Below are 17,809 nucleotides of genomic sequence, written 5' to 3' on the forward strand. Positions count from 1 at the left end.
GGAGAAAAACCGGTCAGCAGCTTGTGAGCCGCCGCCCACAGCTCTTCCCGCCCCAGGGCGGCGTACTCCGATACCCCGTCGGCGTACGCCGCCCACAGCGTTCTTTGCCTATAAGGGCTGTGCCGAGCGCTGGAGTCAGTCCCCGAAGAGGCTGTCCTGGACGTACTCGACGGGTGTCCACCATCGTGCGGAAGGTCGCCGGGTCCGGCGGTCCGATCAGGACGGTCGTCCGCAATCCGGTGGGCAGCTCCACCTGAGAAGCGTCACCGGGGTGGTCGACGAGGACGACCACTCGGCCGTGGCTCGCCAGGTCCTCGGCGAGGGTTGTGCCGAGCGTGCGGGAGTCACCGCCGCCGGGTGAGTACACCAGCACCGGCCGCCGCCCGGGCAGCGGCGGCGCGCCCACGTACCCGTGGGTGAGGACCGCGCCCCAGTCCACCACTCCCGGCTCCGGCAGCCCCGGATGGCGACCCGGGGCGTACTCGGCGAACACCGCGGCCTCGTCCGGGGTGAGCTGTGGGGCCCGTGAAAAGCCGCGCACTGATCGGGCCGGGTACAGGACGGTCAGCATCAACTCCCGCACGCCGCCCACCCACGGGTCGGTACGGGCGGGGTCCGTCAGATGGACCTTCTGCATGCCGACGGGGTACGGGCCGGCGGGCGCGGGCAGCTGGAGGATCGAGCCGCCACCGGAGGCGGACGCAGCGGTGGGCAGCAGGGCGGCGGCACTCCCGAATAGGGTGCCTTTCAGAAGAGTGCGTCGAGAAGTCATACGAACATCGTTAAGGCCGGGGCCGTCACGATGCGAAGGTTCAGGTCCTGGCCGAAAGGCTGGCCCAGGACGAGGAGTTGTGAGGGTGCTGCGAATCCACTTCACCGCGCAGGACTTCGCCCGGATCCGTTTCGCACCCCGCCCGGCGCCGCTCCAGGAGCTGCACGCCGCTCTGACGACAGCCGTGACCCGGCGTGGCGGGCCTCTGTTCGCGCCGTGGCGCGGCCGTGTCCTGCGCTCCCTCCCGGCCGCAACCGACCCGCTCGCCGACCTGGTTCCGGCCGGCCGTCCGCCTTCCTTCATCGACGTCCTCGGCGACACCATGGCCGGCGGCTTCGAACAGATCCGCGCCGCCAACCCCGGCCTCGTCCGCTCCGAGCTGGAGCGGGTCTACGGGGCGGTGCCCGCCCCTCGCTGGATCCGCGGCCTGCACGCGGGCGACGAGACGGCCTGGCGCACCCTGCACCGCGCCCAGCGGGCCGCATACGAGACGGTTCTCGCCCCGGTCTGGTCCGTCGTACAGGATCTGCACCGTGAGGAGTTCACCCGCTACGCCTTGACGGTCGCCGAGCACGGCGTGGCCGCCACGCTGACCGGCCTGGCCCCGGGCAACCGACTCCACGAGGGTGTATGGGAATGGCCCGGCGCAGCGCCGGCCCGCGACGTCCGCCTCGACGGGCGCGGCCTGGTTCTGCTTCCCACCTTCCACCACCCGGCGGGCCCACTTCTTCAGGACACCCCGGGCCATTCTGCAGTCCTGACGTACCCAGCCGGCCCCGGGCTCCCGCCCACTGCGGGGCGCCCGGTCGTTCCCGCAGCCGAGACCCTGGCCGCCGTCCTGGGCCGCACCCGTCTGGACGCCCTGCGCCTTCTCGCCGAGCCTCACACCACGACATCTCTGGCCCGCGCCCTCCACGTCAGCAACGCGACAGCCTCATCCCACGCGGCGGCGCTCAGATCGGCAGGCATGGCGACCACGACCCGCACAGGCCGCTCGGTCACCCACCAGCGCACGGCCCTCGGCACGCTGGTTGCAGGCGCCTGACCGCCGTGGTTCGCCGCAAGACGGCCCGCAAGCTCATCCCGCCCTGGTCTGCCACCCTTGGTCCTGCCCGCTCCCGTCGTCGTCCTCGTCCAGCTCGGGCGCGTCCGGGGCGCGCAGCGGGCGCAGGGCGTCGGCGGCCGGCGTCGAGGCGGTGAAGCTGTAACGGCCAGCAGGTTCAGGTTGCGGTGCTTGAGCGGGGAAAGCCGGGCGATGTCCTCGTCCCGAATCCCGTGGCCCTCGGCCTTCAGCTGGGCAACGGCGGTGTCGCGCGCCGAGCTGGTCCTCCGTCCTGTCGCGGTACGCCTGGTGGATGGTGCCGCGCTTTCCGTGGCACCCGTCGCGGGCGAGCCTGTGGCGGGACTCCTGCACGGTGAGCTGCCGGTTTATCTGCCGGCGGTAGGTGTCGTCGACCGGGTCGACCACCCGCAGCAGGTGTTGGGGTGTCTGGTCTTGGCGATCCGCCCGTACTCCGCGAACGCCGCGCCCAGTGGAGTCGGGCGCCCCTCCCGGCCGAACATGCGCAGCAGGTTGTAGGCGCGGACCTGGTTGGTGACCAGGGAACCGGCGACCTTCAGCATGTCCGGCCAGTGCGTGATCACCTTGTTCAGGTTTAAGCGGTTGCGGGCCAGGTCCTCCACCGCGCCGTACGTGCCCGTCTCCACGCCGGGCATCGTGGCCCGCCAGAACCGCTGGTCGTCCAGGTCGCGGAACCGGGGGCTGAAGTTGTAGCCGAAGATCTTGAACAGGCCGAACACTATGTCGGAGTTTATGTGGACAGTTCAAGTAGGTGGAGTCCTGCGAGGTAGCTGGTGGCGGTCATGTCGTAGCGGGTGGCCAGGCCCCGCCACTCCTTGATCTTGTTGATGCAGTGCTCGACGGCGTTGCGGTCCTTGTGCAGGTCCGGATGGTGACCGACCGGGCGGCCGCCGCGAGAACCCTTCTTCTTGCGGCTGGCGGCCTGGTCGGCCTTCTCCGGGATGACACCCGTGGATGCGGCGTCGCCGCAGGTAAGCGCGGTTGGCGCGGGAGGAGTACGCCTTGTCCGCGGTGACGGCGCCGGGCCGGGTGTGCGGGTGGCCGACCGGGCCACCCTGATGCCCTCCAGTACCGGGACGAAGCGGGGGCTGTCAGCGGTCTGTCCCGGGGTGAGGACGAACGACAGCGGCCGACACCGGCGTTCGGCCGCGAGGTGGGTCTTGGTTGTCGGCCCACCCCGGGAACGGCCCAGTTCAGCTGCACGGAGCCGGGCTCTGCGCCGCCGTAAGCGCCGCCGTTCCTCACGCACCACGTCGTCGCCGCCCTCGTCCGGCGGAGCTACCGGCGTGCTTTCACCTTCAACGGCACGATCATCGTGACCGGCACCGACTCCTACCGCCTCGCCGGCACCCGCGCATGAACCGAGGAACCGGCCCAGGGCGGCTGACCGCCACTGTCAGTGGTGCCATGCACGATGTGGTCATGGAACCTTCAATGAGCATTCAGATGCTCTGGGCCCGTATGCAGGCCCGGGACTGGGCAGGCGTCGGCGAGCTGCTGGCGGACGATGTGATTGTGGAATGGCCGGTCAGCGGTGAACGCATCTGCGGCCGGGAGAACTATGTACGCATCAACGCGGAGTATCCGGAGGGCTGGTCGATCAAGGTCCTTCGCATCCTGCCGTCCGGGAACGAGGTGGTTTCCGAGGTTGAGGTTCCTCACGACACGATGGGCATCCACCGGGTGGCGTCCTTCTGGACTGTCCACAACGGCCTGATCACCAGGGGCCGCGAATACTGGACGGAGCTAGGAGCGGACCCCTCTCCGGCGTGGCGGGCTCCATACGTTGAGCGCCTCTGAAGGGCAGGCCCTTCAACTTGCGGCCCGCTGCCCTCACGGGCGGCGGGCCGCCTGCATCGCATGCGGAGTGCCTTCGTTTTCCGTGGACACTCAACCACCCCAAGATCGGCAACTGCTGGCCGAACCGATGCACATTCGCTGTCATGTGAAGGGTTCTGACTCGCTTTCCGTGAACCGGTCACGGTGGGTCATGCGACGTAGCTCAAAAGCTGTGGTTCTGGTGCGCTTCTGTGGCGAGAAAGTCTCGCGCCGCGGAGGTGACCCGGTCGCGAATGTGCTGCTGGTCCGGACGTTGATCGTTCGGCAGGTCGAGTGCTCTCGCCAGATCAACGATGGGTTGCAGCGCGTCGGGGTAGTCGAGTTCGGCCGCAGCTTCCTCATGGATCAGCTTCGCTCCGTGCGCGGGATCGAGTTGGCACGCCACGATCTGGCCGGCCCACCACTGGGCCGCTGTCCATCGCGCCTTGGCAAGATCTTCCGAGATCACAGGCAGCAGACCCAACTCTTCCAGCACAAGGTCGAACAGCTCGCGGGCCTGGGGATACTCACCACGAGCGAGGCCGGCCAGCAGGGGCAGCGAGGGAGCCTCAATGTCGGCCATCAGGGCGTCCAGGCCCAACTGGACCAGGAAAGCGTCCGAGGGGCGCTGCCAGGGTTCCATGGCCAAGTCCGCAGCGGCCATGCGGATCAGGCTGATCGCTATTACTGCGTCCACGCTGCCGCCTTCTCATCGTCTTTCCGTAGAGGGAAGTCCTATCACCGAGAGCCGGGTGGCTGATCAGATGGCGAGCAATACGCGCTTGCGTAGCAGGCTGAAACCGGTTCGGCCGAACATCTGGCGCTTGAGCATCTTGATCCTGTTGACGTGTCCTTCGACGACGCCAGAGTTCCAGGGCAGGGTGAGGCCGGCGATGACGGCGTCGAGCCACTGCGGGAGTCGTTCTTCCTGCCGCTCGGTGAGCATTTGGGCGAAGGACCGGACATGACCGGTCAGGGCGTCGAGTTCAGGGCAGTTGGCAAGGACGGCCTTGAGCCGGAGCTGTTCGATCTCGGTCAGCGTCTCGGGTCGGCTGAGGATCCATCTCGTCACCACGCGGGGTGCCGGCGGTTGCGCGGTGACCGGCCGTGGCGAGGTGCGCTTCTCTCGCAGGTAGGCGCTGACCGGCCGTAGCTGCTGCCGCGATAGCCCAAGGGAACGATCTCCTCCCAGAGCTTCCAGGCGTTGGTGCAGCCCTCGTCCCAGCGTTCGTCCAGGTAGGGCTTGTACTCATCGAGGACGGAGGTCCTGTCGTGCTGCCACTGGCCGCGAAAGAGATCCTCCGGCTTCGCAGCGTCGGCGAGGCTCTTGACGGTGCGGTGGGTCATCTGGAGCTGACGCCCGATGGAACGGCGGCTATGGCCGGCTTCCAGCAGCGCGTGGACCGTCGCGTGCCGGGCTCGGACGCGGTTGGCGAATCGCTCGCTCCGCCATGGAGAGTTCGCCTTCTCCTCGGGCGACGCCGGTTCGTCCGCCTTCGCCTCGCGATCGGGGACCAGGACGCGAAGGCACTGACGATGGCGGGCGACAGCACGCTCGGCGGCCTCCCCGAGGTTGTGCCACAAATGCCAGCGGTCGGCGACCTGCGTCGCCTGTGGTGCCCCGGCTGTGGCGCCTTCCGCGAAGAACGGCGCGCGGTCCCGGCAGACGATCTCGATCCCGGGTCGCTTCGCCAGCCATGCGGCCAGGCTGGACGCCTCTCGGTCGGGCAGCAGACCCACCGGCGGGCGGGTCTCGACGTCGATGAGCACTGTGCCGTAGACCCGTCCTTTGCGCGCGGCGTACTCATCAATCCCCACCACTCGCGGGGCCGGGACTGCGGGTTCGGGCGATGCATGGAGCAGCCGCAACACCGCGCTGCGGCTGATGGACACCCCGAACGCCTGGGCCACCCGGGCGCCGGCCCGGCCGGCGAGGGCGAGACCCAAAGCGGCGAGAGCCGGCCGTAACCGCTCCGTCCACCTGCTGTGCCGCCGGGGCAGTCCCGGCATCTGCTCAGCGAACGTGCGCCGAGCACACGAAGGTTCCGGACAGAAGAACCGCCGGACTCGCAGTTGCAGGACCACCAAACGTCCCCCGCTCGGCACGTCCGCTGGAAACCGCAGGCAAGAGCTGTGCACCCGGGTCGACATGTGACGGCTGAGGTGGACAAGGGCTACCGGGGACTGGCAGGCGAGTTCCCCGGACAGATCAGCGCGCCGCCGAAGAAACCGAAGGGCGAAGAGACCCCGCTCGGCGAGCAGTACGCCTGGCGCGAGCAGCGCCGCCGCCAGTCCTCGCGCCGGATCTGTGCTGAACACGCCAACGCCGAGCATGAGCAATGGCGTCCGCTGCAACGCTTCCTCGGACGTCGCGAGCACTACCCTGCCACCCACCGCGCCATCGCCGGCCTCGTCTCGGGCCGGGGGCGGGCGGATTCGCCGGCCAGCTCCCCGGGCCGCCCAACGCGCCACCCGACTCAAGCCCAGCACCGAGCTCGTCCTCGCCAGCTCGATGGCCAGCTGAATCACCCACCAGCCGAACCCCAGGCCAGCACACCCCGAGCTCATTCGCTCACAACCTCGTTAACGACAGCCAGATCGGTCTGCGGCTGCACAAGATCGGCATTCGACCCCAACAGGACCGCTCCACAGACCTGTTCACCCTCGCCGCCGAACTGCCCGCCGCCATCCTCACCCGAATGCTCGGCGTCCACATCCAAGTCGCCGTTCAATGACAGAAGGCATCCGGAGGCGACTGGGCCGCCTACGCCGCCGACGTCAACAGCCGCAGCCACAACCATGAACACCCCACCGGCAAATCGCGGTGACGGTGTCTGGACAACGTGCATCGGAGGCGCCCACGCTCTGTCTCAGCAGAAAATCGTCAGTGCGAGGGGAAAGGTGTCGCTTGGAACCCCTGCATTTCCCAGGCGTCGTCAGCGTCACACGTGCCGCCATCAGGGCGGGCAGGTACCACGAATTGCGTGACCTGTGTGGCAGGGAGGCCATCCACCAGCTTTCCCGCCTGCTGCGCGAGTTGGCCGGCCAGGACACGATCTTCCGCCGGGAGATGGACCAAGCCCCGGTGCTACGACCGACGGAGTTCGGAAGAACCTGGCACGACTTCTCGGAGGAGTTGCAGCACTACCTGGCTCGCTCCTCCCGCGTTCCGTATCAAGGGGTGTACTTCGGCCACCCACACGACCGGGTGAGTCGAGGCCGAACCCCCTTCCTCGCCGAGGCGTTCCGTGCTCTCGACATGTACACGGGGGACACGCTTGATCTCTATTTCTCACCGGCAGATCTCACCGCTCCCGGTGAAGTCACCGAGGGCCAGCCGATGTACGACCATTTCGCAGACCTACTCGGCACCCGCATGCCACCCTCACTCGACACCCTGTACGTGTGGAAGACACCGGACCCAGCCCAGCGCGATCCGCGTTTCCATTCTGAACGCCTGCGACTCGGCCACTTTCACCGGGATGCACGCATCGGAGCCGTCGCGAAACTCGCCCTGCTCCTGGAGTGCGGGGTTCCGCTGGCCGAGGCCGTACAAGAAGCCTGGGAGCGGCCTGTTGTCCTTGAAGCCGGCGACCTGGGAGGCCTGCTGCCAGGAAGCTCCCTCCGGTACAGGAAGGCGGCCAGGATCTGGGCCCGGGCATACGCGGCCCGTTACGACGGCCGGGAGGGAGCCGAGACCGCGGCGAGGATCATCGCCGATCTGCGGGCACCATCACGGGAACGGCGGGTGACCGCGAGTGCCGCGATCGCTGCCGTCCTCACGGTCACAGGAGTACTCGGTGCGCCCCACGTGTTGACCAACGACCTACCCGAGACGTACACCGTCATCCACGATCTCTACCGGGATATCACAGAGGGCCGTCGCTAATGGCGCGTTCGTTGTGAGGGGGGCCTTGGGTGTGACTGGGGTATTCCGACAGTTACAACACCCGACTCCACCGTTGGCTGTTGCGGGTCAGGACGTTGTTGACGGTGCCATTGGCAACGACTTGGGCGGGTAGCTGCGCAGGACGAGTGAGGTGGTGACGGGTCCGTAACGGGCGAGGGAGTCCACGACCTGTTCAAGGCGTTCGGCGTGAGAACAGTGCACGTCGAGCAGCAGGCAGTCTTCGCCGGTCACGCGGAGGGTCGAGACGACCTCGGGAGTCTGGGCGGCAAGGATGAGTGCTTGGGACAGCTGCGCGTGGGTGGTGCGTAGCCGGACGATGGCGTGGATGTTCAATCCGACTGCGGCTGGAGCGACTACGGCACGGTAGCTGGTGATGATCCCGTTCTTCTCCAGGCGTTGGATGCGGGCGCTGGCTGCTGGCTGGGACAGCCCGACTCGGCGTCCGACCTCGGCTCCGGTGAGCCGGCCATCGGTCTGGAGCAGTTCCAAGTTGGCACGGTCGATCTCGTCGAGTGCCCCCGCGATGTGTGGGGACCACGATTGGAAGGGTGGTAGGCAATGGTCGCGTACGTCATCATCCCTGGGATTGACGGTTCGGATGAGCGGCACTGGCAGAGCTTGTGGGGGAGCGATGGGATCCCTCAGCGGTCCGGATCGCACCGGCCTCGTGGGGCAGGCCGGACTTGCCGGACTGGGTTGCCGCAATCCAGACTGCCCACGAGATCGCTTCCCGGCGTGACACCCAGGTGGCGTTGGCGGCTCACAGTCGTCGGCAACGTGCTGCGCGACGAGACCGGTCACCCGAAGGTCATCGACCTCGATGGCTTCGTGACCGGACCGCGCGGGTGGGACCTCATGCAGACCGCGATGTACTACGACAGCTTCGGCTGGCATACGAAGCACGTGTACGAGGACTTCGCGGAGGGGTATGGATTCGACGTCCGGGAGTGGTCGGGCTACCCGGTCCTACGCCGGATCCGCGAACTGCTGATGGTCACCTGGTTGTCGCAGAATGCGGGCAACGGCACGGACCCCAGTGCCGCCGAAGAAGTTGAGAAGCGGGTGCAGACGCTCAAGACGGGTGCCTCGCGCCGCGACTGGGCCCTGTTCCAGCGGTCCCTTGACCGTCGCGCGCCCGTCATCCGCGGCCGTGTCCGTTCAACGGGATCAAGGTCTCCAGATGGGCGCCCTCACCCAGGAGCCGAGTAGGTCGCGGTGCAGCCCCATTGGGGTCGAGGTCAGGGTGTCCACCACTCAGGGGGAGGCTCCGGGCTCCCGGGTGATACTCGCGGGCCGGGAGTGCCAACGTGACACTCCGGGCCGCTGCGAGATCGCGTGAGTGCCCTCAGCAGGACTTCATGCCCTCGAAGGTGGCCCAGCGGAAGGGCCTTTCAACCTCATGGGAATGCCCCGGCCTGAAGATGTAGCACGGACTGTCCGGTGCGGCGCCCCACACGAATTTCCGGTAGAGCTTCGCGCTGCACACGTTCTTCGCCCACGCCACGTCGCCGATGATTCCGGAACGGACGTCGCAGGCCGCGGAGGCCGGGGAGGCGGTGGTCAGGCCCAGACCCGCGCTGGACAGAAGAATCGCAGCTGACATCAGGCCGATATTCATTCGGCGGGTACGGATGCGCATGTTTTCCCCTTCGTAGGGCTCAGATGGCGTCGTTGCGTCTGCTCAAGAATGGGCAGACGGTTTGCGGAAACCTTGCGCGAACCTTGACCACAGTCTGCGCAGCGGTAACTCTCGACTGTGAGGCTTTCTGGCGATCACTAGAGGAGGGTCGCCGAAAAGTCTCAACAGGGCGTGCGGATCTCAGTCGGCGTACTGGCCGTTTGCCTCGTGGCTGAGTCCGAAGCGGAAGCGGTACTTGGTACCGTCGAGCACGTCCGTGGCGATCACGGTCCAGTTGGAGCCGACCCGCTTCCAGTCATCCTGGCAGTCCTCGCCACCGGAGCTCGGGTAGAAGCACACCTTGACGTTGCGCGAACCACCGTTGGTGTACCGCAGGTTGATGTCGTTGCAGTTGGCGCTGGTTGTGAGCCGACCGGTGGGGCTGGTCGGGTAGTAGTAGTTATCCGCGGCCTTGGTGAAGCTGACGTCCCCGTCGTGGCAAGCGGCCCGGACCCCCCGCTCGGCCGCACCGGCGTTCCCCGCCCCTCCGACGAGAAGCCCGGCGGTCATGGCGAGGCCACTGGCCAAGGCGGCGAGTTTCCTGGACGAAGTCATGTGTGCCCCATCTGTTTCGTCTGTCGCTCTCGTCATCGCAGCCCGGGACCGGCCCCGACGGCTCGCCCGCCTGACGGAAGCTCTCTCCGGCACGGCGAGCGGAACGGTCCATCCCCGCCCCCGCTCACTGTGCCCCACTGCCGTACCCGCCGGACCCTAGAAGGTTCCAGGTACCGCCTGGCTCGCGGCGCTCCATACCGTTCCCGGGCATGCGCGCAACGCCGCAGTGCCTCAGGTCGGTTGAGACAGGACACGATCGTTCGCGGCGACAGTGGCGGCGAGGAAGTCGGCGATCTCTTGGCAGCGGACGTTCAGTGAGCTTCTTCGAGGTGGGCATCGATCAGGTGATGACCAACGAGGCCCCCGAGCAGCGTGATTGAGACGTCAGACATATCCATCAACAGCCCGGGGGCCTCGCTCGTTCCGCCTCGCGGACCGTCACCAGATCGGTGGCCAGACCGAAGAAGCTCACTGAAGAGGCTCATTGACCCCAACGGCGAGACCAACCGCGAACCACGGAAGATCACCGCCCGCCGCCCCGGACACATGGTCCACATCGACGTCAAGAAGGTCGGCCGCATCCCCGACGGCGGCGGCTGGCGCGCCCACGGGCGAGGCAGCGGACAAGAACATCTACCGAGAACTGCGCAGGATCGCTGCGACGGCTGGCGTGAGCGCCCCGATCGGCGGCAAGCCGTTTATGGTCCGGTGGACGGTCAACGGGCGCGAAAAATCGGAGTCATTCATGACCGTCGGGCTCGCCGACAGCAGGCTCTCAAAGCTGATGACCGCGGCGCGCGATGGTGAGCCCTTCGATGAGCACACAGGGCTGCCAGCGTCCGAGCTGCGAGCCATCAAGCAGCGGACGGCATGGTACGACCATATGGCACAACGTGGGCGCGGGCACAAAAGTACGTCCTGACCCGTACAGAACTCGCCTCCAAGCTGGCCAAGCGGCCCTACGATCTCCGGCACGCCGGGATCTCGTTCTGGCTGTACTCCGGTGTGGACCCCGCCGAGTGCGCTCGTCGCGCGGCCAGAGCATTGAGGTCCTCTTCCGCCACTACGCCAAGTTCCTCGACGGCGTCCGAGAGCAGGCCAACCGGCTCATCGAGCAGTCCATGCAGGAGTGGGACCGCGTCAGCCAGGGTGCGGGGGCTGAAGGGTGAGTCGGGGTTTGGTCCGTGACTGGTCCGGATGTATTGGTCAGGAGCGGGACAGCGGTGGGAGGAACTGGGAGTTATGGCGTAAGTCGGTCCTTGCTCTGGGCCGGTCGAGGGGAAGGCGCCTGGCGGGCAAAGCCCAGGTCAGGCGCCCTTTTTCGTGCCTCTAGAAGAAGCCCAGCTTCTTCGGCGAGTAGCTCACCAGCAGGTTCTTCGTCTGCTGATAGTGCTCCAGCATCATCTTGTGCGTCTCACGGCCGATGCCCGAGCCCTTGTAGCCGCCGAACGCCGCATGGGCCGGGTATGCGTGGTAGCAGTTGGTCCACACTCGGCCCGCCTGGATGGCGCGGCCCGCGCGGTACGCCGTGTTGACGTCCCGTGTCCACACGCCCGCGCCGAGCCCGTACAGCGTGTCGTTGGCGATCTTGATCGCGTCGTCGAAGTCGTCGAAGGACGTCACCGAGACGACCGGGCCGAAGATCTCCTCCTGGAAGATCCGCATGCGGTTGTCGCCCTCGAAGATCGTCGGCTGGACGTAGTAGCCGCCCTTCAACTCGCCGTCGTGCTCGATGCGTTCGCCACCCGTGAGGACGCGGGCGCCCTCCTGCCGGCCGATGTCGAGGTAGGAGAGGATCTTCTCCAACTGGTCGTTGGAGGCCTGCGCGCCGATCATCGTGTCCGTGTCCAGCGGGTGGCCGGTCTTGATCTGCTCGGTGCGGGCGACCGCCGCCTCCATGAAGTCGGCGTACTGGCCGCGCTGCACCAGCGCCCGCGACGGGCACGTGCACACCTCGCCTTGGTTGAGCGCGAACATGGTGAAGCCTTCGAGGGCCTTGTCCCGGAAGTCGTCGTTCGCGGCCCAGACGTCGTCGAAGAAGATGTTCGGGGACTTGCCGCCGAGTTCGAGGGTGACCGGGGTGATGTTCTCCGAGGCGTACTGCATGATCAGCCGACCGGTCGTCGTCTCGCCGGTGAACGCCACTTTGGCCACCCGGGCGCTGGACGCCAGCGGCTTGCCCGCTTCCACGCCGAAGCCGTTGACGATGTTCACGACGCCCGGTGGCAGCAGGTCGGCGACCAGGCTCAGCCAGTAGTGGATCGACGCCGGGGTCTGCTCGGCCGGCTTGAGCACGACCGCGTTGCCCGCGGCCAACGCCGGCGCGAGCTTCCACGTCGCCATGAGGATCGGGAAGTTCCACGGGATGATCTGCGCGACCACGCCGAGCGGCTCGTGGAAGTGGTACGCCACCGTGTCGTCGTCGACCTCGCCGAGCGAGCCCTCCTGCGCCCTGATCGCCCCCGCGAAGTAGCGGAAGTGGTCGATGGCGAGCGGGATGTCGGCCGCCAGCGTCTCGCGCACCGGTTTGCCGTTCTCCCAGCTCTCGGCGACGGCCAGCTTCTCCAGGTTCGCCTCCATCCGGTCGGCGATCTTCCGCAGGATGTCGGCGCGCTCGGTCACCGAGGCCCGGCCCCATGCGGGGGCGGCCGCGTGCGCCGCGTCGAGCGCCCGCTCCACGTCCTCCGCCGTGCCGCGCGCGATCTCGGTGAACGGCTGCCCGTTCACCGGCGACGAGTTCTCGAAGTACTGCCCCCGGATCGGCGCCACGTACTCACCGCCGATGAAGTGGTCGTAGCGCGCCTGGTAGGAGACGATCGCACCCTCGGTGCCGGGCGCCGCGTAACGGGTCATACTGCTCTGCCTCCCGAAGAAGTGCTGCCCGCCGTTGGGCAGCTCTCGCCGCGAGGCTAGGAACGGCGAGGTTGCAAGTACGTTGCGCGGGCCGGGGGCTGGCGGTCAGTGCGCCGGACGGTGCCGCCGGGCGGGCGGCGGTGCCGACAGCTCCCACTCCAGCGCCGCGAGCCGCGAGCGCACCGCCGGCGTGGGGCGTACGGCGGCGAGTGCCCGCCATGCGTCGAGGTCGTCCTCGCCCCACGGGGCGTGCGCCCAGTCAGCCAGCAGGTCGGGATCGCGACGGGCGACCAGCGCCGTACGCAGACCGTCGGCGAGGCGCAGCCTGAGCCGCACCACCGCCGGTGCCTGGGAGCCGGGCAGCAGCGGGCCGGTGTAGGCCATGGCCGCCCCGGTGATCGCACCGGCCTCCAGGCGACGTTCGACGACCGCCACGTCCGACTCGACCGGCACCGTGAGCCGGTACGGCCGCGATCCGAACAGCCCGGGGCCCAGGATCCGGCGCAGCCGGGCCAGCTCCGCCCGCAGGGTCACGGGCGTCACCGTCTCGTCCTCGTACAGGGCGCACAACAGCTCGTCACCGGTCAGGCCCTCCGGGTGGCGGGCCAGCAGCACCAGGATCTCGCTGTGCCGGCGACTGAGTCTGACCCTGCGGCCGCCGATGAGCAGCTGCGCCTCGTCGCGGCCCAGCGCGCACAGCTCGGGCGCGTCGGCGCCCGGCGACTGCGGGGCGAGCAGCGCCAGATGGGACTCCGCGGCACGCGCGACCGCCTGCACGAACCCCAGGCTGTGCGGATGCGCGAGGCCGTCCCCACCGGTGATGTCCACCGCCCCGAGCACCCGCCCGGTACGCGGATCGTGCACCGGCGCCGCCGCACAGGTCCAGGGCTGCACCCGGCGGATGAAGTGCTCGGCCGCGAACACCTGCACCGGCCGGTCCACGGCCACCGCCGTACCCGGCGCGTTCGTCCCGACCGCGGTCTCCGCCCACCGCGCACCCGGCACGAAGTTCATCCCTCCCGCCCTTCGCCGGGTCGTCGGATGGCCCTCGACCCACAGCAGCCTGCCTTGTGCGTCGCACACCGCGAGCAGATGCTCGCCGTCGGCAGCGAACGTGCCCAGCAACTCCCGGAACAGCGGCATCACCCGCGCCAGCGGATGCTCCGCGCGATAGGCGCCGAGATCGCTGTCCGCGAGCTCCACGCTCGCCGTCCCGTCCGGGCCGACCCCGGCCCGAGCGGAACGCCGCCACGAGTCAGCCACCACGGCACGCACCGGCTTGGGCACGGTGCCCACCTCGGTGAACGTCTCATGCGCACGACGCAGTACCCGTACCCGCTCGGCAGCGTCGGCCCCCGGCTCCAGGGCCACCCATGGATCGCTCAACTCGGCCTCCCAGGAAGGCGATGCGGCTGGGGACATCGTCACTCCGGGTGCGCACCCGGACAACCTTTTCGACCCGGCCCACCCGAACGATGCGCACCCCTGGGTGGGCCGTGCGAACCGGGCGAGTCCTCATACGCCGTTGACCAGTCGTATGTAGTGCGCCCAGTCCCAGTTCGGCCCGGGGTCGGTGTGGTCCGTGCCCGGCACCTCGTAGTGTCCGATGATGTGCGCGCGGTCCTTCGGTATGCCGTGTCTGGTGCAGATGGCCGCCGTGAGCCGGGCGGACGTCTCGTACATGACGGCGGTGAAGTAGCCGGACCGGTCCACCCAGCCTTCGTGCTCGATGCCGATGCTCCGCGTGTTGTGGTCCCAGTCCCCGGCGTGCCAGGCGATGTCCGACTCGCGAACGCACTGGGACGTGTGCCCGTCGGCGGATCGGACGACGTAGTGGGCGGAGACCTTCTTCTTGGGGTTCTCGAAGAGGAACAGGGTTTTGGTGTACGTGGTCTGTGTCATGTGGATGATCACTCGATCGACGGGATGGGTCACAGGGCGGTTCGCCGCCGTGTAGTTCGCGGCGCTCGCCGGCCGCCATTCGGCGAGCGGGTGGTCCGGTCCGGGAACATGCGCACCGGCCTGCCATTCGGGGAGCAGGACGTAGGGGAGGGCGGCGAGGGCGGTGCCCTGGAGGAGCTGACGTCGGCTGGGGCGTGGACTTTTGCGGTTCAAGAGGGGGGCTGCCTTTCGGAGTTGAGCTCGGCTGGAGGACCGGGCCCGTCGAGATGACCTCGTGCCCCGTCGCCGTGCCACGACGGCTGCTCCTCGCGTGAATCACGGTACGGCGCCCACGGGTTGGGCAGAAGAGCGAGCCTGGGTTCCGTGGACAGGCGCGTGATTGTGGATAACTTGCCCACCCTCACGAGGGACCTCGGACTGGAACAGGCGATTTTCTCGCCCGGAACCAGACTCGCCCCACACCCGGATTCAGCCCCGTTCCGCGACCGCCACCGGATCGTCCAGCACGCTGCGCACCACCGAGTGAGCGGCCCCCAGCAACGGCCCCTCGGGACCCAGCCCCGACACGGACACCGGACAGGCAGGCCCGGCGGTGCGCCGGTCCAGCTCGGCCTCCAGCGCGGGCAGCAGCCATGGCGCGAGCCCGGCCAGCGCACCGCCCAGCACCACACTCTCCGGGTCCAGCAGATTGACCGCGCCCGTCAGCGCGATACCGAGCGCCGTTCCCGCGTCGCGCAGGGCGCGCCGTACGTCCTCGTCGCCCTCGGCCGCACGCCCTGCGAGCAGCCCGACGCGGTCCTCGCCCGGTTCCAGTCCGGCCGCGCGCAGCACCGCCTCCTCACCGGCGTACTGCTCCAGGCACCCGCGTCCCCCGCAGGGACAACCGGGTCCGTCCGGCTGGACCGGCACATGCCCCAACTCGCCCGCGAAACCGTGCGTTCCACGCAGCAGTCCGCCGTCCACGACGACCGCCGCACCGATGCCGATCTCCGCCGACACGTGCAGGAAGTCACGCGGAGTCCCCTCACCGAGCCAGAGTTCGGCGAGGGCACCGAAGTTGGCCTCGTTGCCCACGGTCAGCGGGAAGTCCGCCGGGAGCAGGTCGCCGAGGTCCCGGTCGCGCCAGTCGAGGTTCGGGGCGCGTACGACCGTGCGGCCGTCGCGTGCCACCAGACCCGGCACGGCGACCGCCAGGCCGGCGGGCCACAGCCCTTCACGCTCGGCCTCGGCGACGACCTGGCGTATCAACTCGCCGAGTTCCTCGATCACCGGCTCGGGGTCCCGGCCACGGTTCGCGCCGTGCCGCACCGCCCTGGAGCGCACTTCGCCGCGCAGATCGACCGCGCAGACGGCGAGATGGTCGACGCCGACCTCCGCCCCGATCCCGGCCGGGCCGCGCCCGCTGACGGCCAGCGCCGACCCGGGACGGCCCACCCGGCCGGGCCGCTCGGGACCGAGTTCCTCCAGGAGTCCCGAGCGGATCAGTTCGTCGACGAGGGTGGACACGGCCGCGCGGGTCAGCCCGATGCGGGAGGCGACGGCGGCACGGGAGAGGGGGCCCTCGGCGCTGACGGTGTGCATCACCTTGGCGAGGTTGCGGCGGCGCATCCCCTGCTGGGTGTTGGGCAGCGCGCGCCCCACGCCGGTCGGGTGGGCCTCGTGCAGCGGTGCGGTCATGCCTCCGTCAGTCCTCAATGCGCCTCGGGGCTCCGCTCCAGCAGCGGGGCCGCGTCGGAGAGTACCCCGCTGATCCTGGCCAGCGTTTCGTCGTCGCGCTCCACGGCGTCGAGCACGGGCCCCCGGGTGGTGTTCCAGCGCCGGGCCACCGCCGCCGGATCCTCGCCGGTCAGCAGGCCGGCCGCCTGGGCCGCGGCGCCCAGCGCGACCAGCTCCTTGGCCTCGGGGACCTGTACCGGACGTCCCGACAGCCGCCGTACGGTCTGCTGCCAGGCCGTGCCCCGGGCGCCGCCGCCGATCAGAAGCAGTGGCGCCGAACGGTCCGCGTCCTCGTCCAGGACCAGGTCCAGGGCGCCGAGCAGCGCGTGGACGGCACCGTCGTAGGCGGCCTGGAGGAGCTGGCCGGCGGTCGTGTCGTGGCGCAGCCCGTGTAGGAGGCCGGAGGCGTTCGGCAGGTTCGGGGTGCGTTCGCCGTCCAGGTAGGGCAGCAGTGTGAGGCCGGTGGTGGGTTCCACGGCCTCGCGGTCGAGGCCCAGCAGGGTCGCGAGGCGGTCGACGGCGAGCGTGCAGTTAAGGGTGCACGCCAGCGGCAGCCAGTCGCCGTGGGCGTCGGCGAAGCCCGCCACGGTGCCGGTCGGGTCGGCGGGGCGCCGCTTCGACACGGCGTACACCGTGCCCGACGTGCCGAGGCTCAGCACCGGCATGCCGGGACGCAGGCCGAGACCCAGCGCTGCGGCGGCGTTGTCGCCGGTGCCGGGCGCGACCAGGGTGCCCTTGGAGAACGGCAGGTCATGGCTGTCGCGCACGGTCCCCGCCACCTCGCCGGACCGGACCACGCGGGGCAGCATCGCCGGGTCGAGCCCCACGCGCGCGAGGATCTCCTCGTCGTACGACTCCGTCCCCGACGCCCACCATCCGGTACCGGAGGCGTCGCCGCGGTCGGTGGTGCCCTGCCCGGTGAGCCGTTCGGTCAGGTAGTCGTGGGGGAGGCGTACGGCCTTGGTGGCCCTCACGGACTCCGGCTCGTTCTCGGCCAGCCAGGCCCACTTCGTCACGGTGAAGGAGGCTGCCGGGACGGAGCCGGTGCGCTCGGCCCAGAACTTCGCGCCGCCCAGCTCCTCGGTCAGCCGGCGGGCCTGAGGCGCCGAGCGCACGTCGTTCCACAGCAGGGCCGGACGCACCGGCTCGCCCCGGTCGTCCAGGGTGACCAGGCCGTGCTGCTGCCCGCCGATCGACACCGCGGCGGCCTCGTGCGCCGCGTCGCCGCACTGGCGCAGCGCCTCGCGCAGGGCGTCCCACCACTGGCGAGGGTCGCTCTCGCGGCCGGCTCCGGAGGACACCGTGTGCGGTGCCTGGCCGCTCGCGACGACCCGGCCCGTCGACGCGTCGACGACCAGCGCCTTGGTGGACTGCGTGGACGTGTCCACGCCGACTACGAGCGGACCCTCGGCTGCTGACATCGGGCTCTCCCTTTTCCGCGGCTCTACGGGATCTGACCTGCTGTTTCGAGGGTGCCCGGAGTGTCACGACCCGGACCTCACCCCTTCGGGGACATCTTGTCCC

At 69.1% G+C, this 17,809-nt stretch carries 19 protein-coding genes and 2 pseudogenes; 6 read left to right on the forward strand and 15 right to left on the reverse strand.

The window, feature by feature from the left end; translation table 11 throughout:
* Nucleotides 1-13: 13 nt before the first annotated feature.
* The gene (locus KUM44_RS35375) at nucleotides 14-772 is read right to left on the reverse strand and encodes a hypothetical protein (protein ID WP_254390583.1); all 759 of its coding nucleotides are present in this window, start codon (nucleotides 770-772) and stop codon (nucleotides 14-16) included.
* A gap of 85 nt (nucleotides 773-857) precedes the next feature.
* On the opposite strand from KUM44_RS35375, the gene KUM44_RS35380 reads away from it, so the two are divergent.
* Nucleotides 858-1,817: a helix-turn-helix transcriptional regulator gene (locus KUM44_RS35380; protein ID WP_217213855.1), complete on the forward strand. Its 960-nt coding sequence runs from the start codon at nucleotides 858-860 to the stop codon at nucleotides 1,815-1,817.
* A 33-nt stretch (nucleotides 1,818-1,850) separates the two neighbouring features.
* Here the strand turns inward: KUM44_RS35380 and KUM44_RS47775 are convergent.
* A pseudogene (locus KUM44_RS47775) lies at nucleotides 1,851-2,581 on the reverse strand (Tn3 family transposase); the annotation flags it as partial.
* Nucleotides 2,582-2,583: 2 nt separating this feature from the next.
* Nucleotides 2,584-3,093 (reverse strand): annotated as a pseudogene (locus KUM44_RS46205) (IS5 family transposase); the annotation flags it as partial.
* A 182-nt stretch (nucleotides 3,094-3,275) separates the two neighbouring features.
* Between KUM44_RS46205 and KUM44_RS35400 the strand changes: the two are divergent.
* The gene (locus KUM44_RS35400) at nucleotides 3,276-3,653 is read left to right on the forward strand and encodes a nuclear transport factor 2 family protein (protein WP_217213936.1); all 378 of its coding nucleotides are present in this window, start codon (nucleotides 3,276-3,278) and stop codon (nucleotides 3,651-3,653) included.
* A 202-nt stretch (nucleotides 3,654-3,855) separates the two neighbouring features.
* Here the strand turns inward: KUM44_RS35400 and KUM44_RS35405 are convergent, their stop codons facing one another.
* The 4 genes from KUM44_RS35405 to KUM44_RS35420 all read right to left on the reverse strand — a co-directional run bounded on the left by KUM44_RS35405 (nucleotide 3,856) and on the right by KUM44_RS35420 (nucleotide 6,403).
* On the reverse strand, nucleotides 3,856-4,368 hold the full coding sequence (locus KUM44_RS35405; protein ID WP_217213859.1) for a hypothetical protein: 513 nt from the start codon (nucleotides 4,366-4,368) through the stop codon (nucleotides 3,856-3,858).
* Between the two features lie 63 nt (nucleotides 4,369-4,431).
* Nucleotides 4,432-4,743: a hypothetical protein gene (locus tag KUM44_RS47780; protein WP_217213860.1), complete on the reverse strand. Its 312-nt coding sequence runs from the start codon at nucleotides 4,741-4,743 to the stop codon at nucleotides 4,432-4,434.
* Nucleotides 4,740-6,239 (reverse strand): ISL3 family transposase, encoded by a 1,500-nt coding sequence (locus tag KUM44_RS47785; RefSeq protein ID WP_374202108.1) that lies wholly within the window; start codon nucleotides 6,237-6,239, stop codon nucleotides 4,740-4,742. Before KUM44_RS47785 ends, KUM44_RS47780 begins: the two co-directional genes overlap by 4 nt.
* A complete protein-coding gene (locus KUM44_RS35420; RefSeq protein WP_217213862.1) occupies nucleotides 6,236-6,403 on the reverse strand; it encodes a hypothetical protein in 168 nt (55 codons plus the stop codon). The genes KUM44_RS47785 and KUM44_RS35420 overlap by 4 nt, the downstream gene beginning before the upstream one ends.
* A gap of 449 nt (nucleotides 6,404-6,852) precedes the next feature.
* Between KUM44_RS35420 and KUM44_RS35425 the strand changes: the two genes are divergently transcribed.
* Complete coding sequence (locus KUM44_RS35425) at nucleotides 6,853-7,560, forward strand: hypothetical protein (RefSeq protein WP_217213863.1); 708 nt, start codon at nucleotides 6,853-6,855, stop codon at nucleotides 7,558-7,560.
* Nucleotides 7,561-7,647: 87 nt separating this feature from the next.
* Here the strand turns inward: KUM44_RS35425 and KUM44_RS47385 are convergent, their stop codons facing one another.
* Nucleotides 7,648-8,106: an Lrp/AsnC family transcriptional regulator gene (locus KUM44_RS47385; protein ID WP_217213937.1), complete on the reverse strand. Its 459-nt coding sequence runs from the start codon at nucleotides 8,104-8,106 to the stop codon at nucleotides 7,648-7,650.
* A gap of 210 nt (nucleotides 8,107-8,316) precedes the next feature.
* On the opposite strand from KUM44_RS47385, the gene KUM44_RS35435 reads away from it, so the two are divergent.
* Nucleotides 8,317-8,790 carry a hypothetical protein gene (locus KUM44_RS35435; RefSeq protein WP_254390585.1) on the forward strand — a complete coding sequence of 158 codons (474 nt, stop codon included), beginning with the start codon at nucleotides 8,317-8,319 and terminating at the stop codon, nucleotides 8,788-8,790.
* Between the two features lie 136 nt (nucleotides 8,791-8,926).
* On the opposite strand, the gene KUM44_RS35440 is transcribed toward KUM44_RS35435, so the two are convergent.
* Both KUM44_RS35440 and KUM44_RS35445 read right to left on the reverse strand, forming a co-directional pair.
* A complete protein-coding gene (locus KUM44_RS35440) occupies nucleotides 8,927-9,220 on the reverse strand; it encodes a hypothetical protein (protein WP_217213864.1) in 294 nt (97 codons plus the stop codon).
* 180 nt (nucleotides 9,221-9,400) lie between these two features.
* Complete coding sequence (locus KUM44_RS35445; protein WP_217213947.1) at nucleotides 9,401-9,814, reverse strand: hypothetical protein; 414 nt, start codon at nucleotides 9,812-9,814, stop codon at nucleotides 9,401-9,403.
* 670 nt (nucleotides 9,815-10,484) lie between these two features.
* Here KUM44_RS35445 and KUM44_RS35450 point away from each other — a divergent pair.
* The gene (locus tag KUM44_RS35450) at nucleotides 10,485-10,736 is read left to right on the forward strand and encodes a hypothetical protein (protein ID WP_217213948.1); all 252 of its coding nucleotides are present in this window, start codon (nucleotides 10,485-10,487) and stop codon (nucleotides 10,734-10,736) included.
* 97 nt (nucleotides 10,737-10,833) lie between these two features.
* On the forward strand, nucleotides 10,834-10,983 hold the full coding sequence (locus KUM44_RS35455; protein WP_254390586.1) for an integrase: 150 nt from the start codon (nucleotides 10,834-10,836) through the stop codon (nucleotides 10,981-10,983).
* A 160-nt stretch (nucleotides 10,984-11,143) separates the two neighbouring features.
* On the opposite strand, the gene adh is transcribed toward KUM44_RS35455, so the two are convergent.
* From adh to xylB, 5 genes are all read right to left on the reverse strand, one after another.
* Nucleotides 11,144-12,667: an aldehyde dehydrogenase gene (gene adh, locus KUM44_RS35460; RefSeq protein WP_217213865.1), complete on the reverse strand. Its 1,524-nt coding sequence runs from the start codon at nucleotides 12,665-12,667 to the stop codon at nucleotides 11,144-11,146.
* Nucleotides 12,668-12,772: 105 nt separating this feature from the next.
* Nucleotides 12,773-14,089 carry a GAF domain-containing protein gene (locus KUM44_RS35465; RefSeq protein ID WP_217213866.1) on the reverse strand — a complete coding sequence of 439 codons (1,317 nt, stop codon included), beginning with the start codon at nucleotides 14,087-14,089 and terminating at the stop codon, nucleotides 12,773-12,775.
* A gap of 93 nt (nucleotides 14,090-14,182) precedes the next feature.
* On the reverse strand, nucleotides 14,183-14,782 hold the full coding sequence (locus KUM44_RS35470; protein WP_217213867.1) for an N-acetylmuramoyl-L-alanine amidase: 600 nt from the start codon (nucleotides 14,780-14,782) through the stop codon (nucleotides 14,183-14,185).
* A 255-nt stretch (nucleotides 14,783-15,037) separates the two neighbouring features.
* The gene (locus KUM44_RS35475; RefSeq protein ID WP_217213868.1) at nucleotides 15,038-16,246 is read right to left on the reverse strand and encodes an ROK family transcriptional regulator; all 1,209 of its coding nucleotides are present in this window, start codon (nucleotides 16,244-16,246) and stop codon (nucleotides 15,038-15,040) included.
* Between the two features lie 14 nt (nucleotides 16,247-16,260).
* Nucleotides 16,261-17,706, reverse strand: a complete 1,446-nt coding sequence (gene xylB / locus KUM44_RS35480) for a xylulokinase (RefSeq protein WP_217213869.1) — start codon at nucleotides 17,704-17,706, stop codon at nucleotides 16,261-16,263.
* Nucleotides 17,707-17,809 lie beyond the last annotated feature (103 nt).

Source organism: Streptomyces sp. AC550_RSS872, from assembly GCF_019049285.1.
GTDB lineage: Bacteria > Actinomycetota > Actinomycetes > Streptomycetales > Streptomycetaceae > Streptomyces.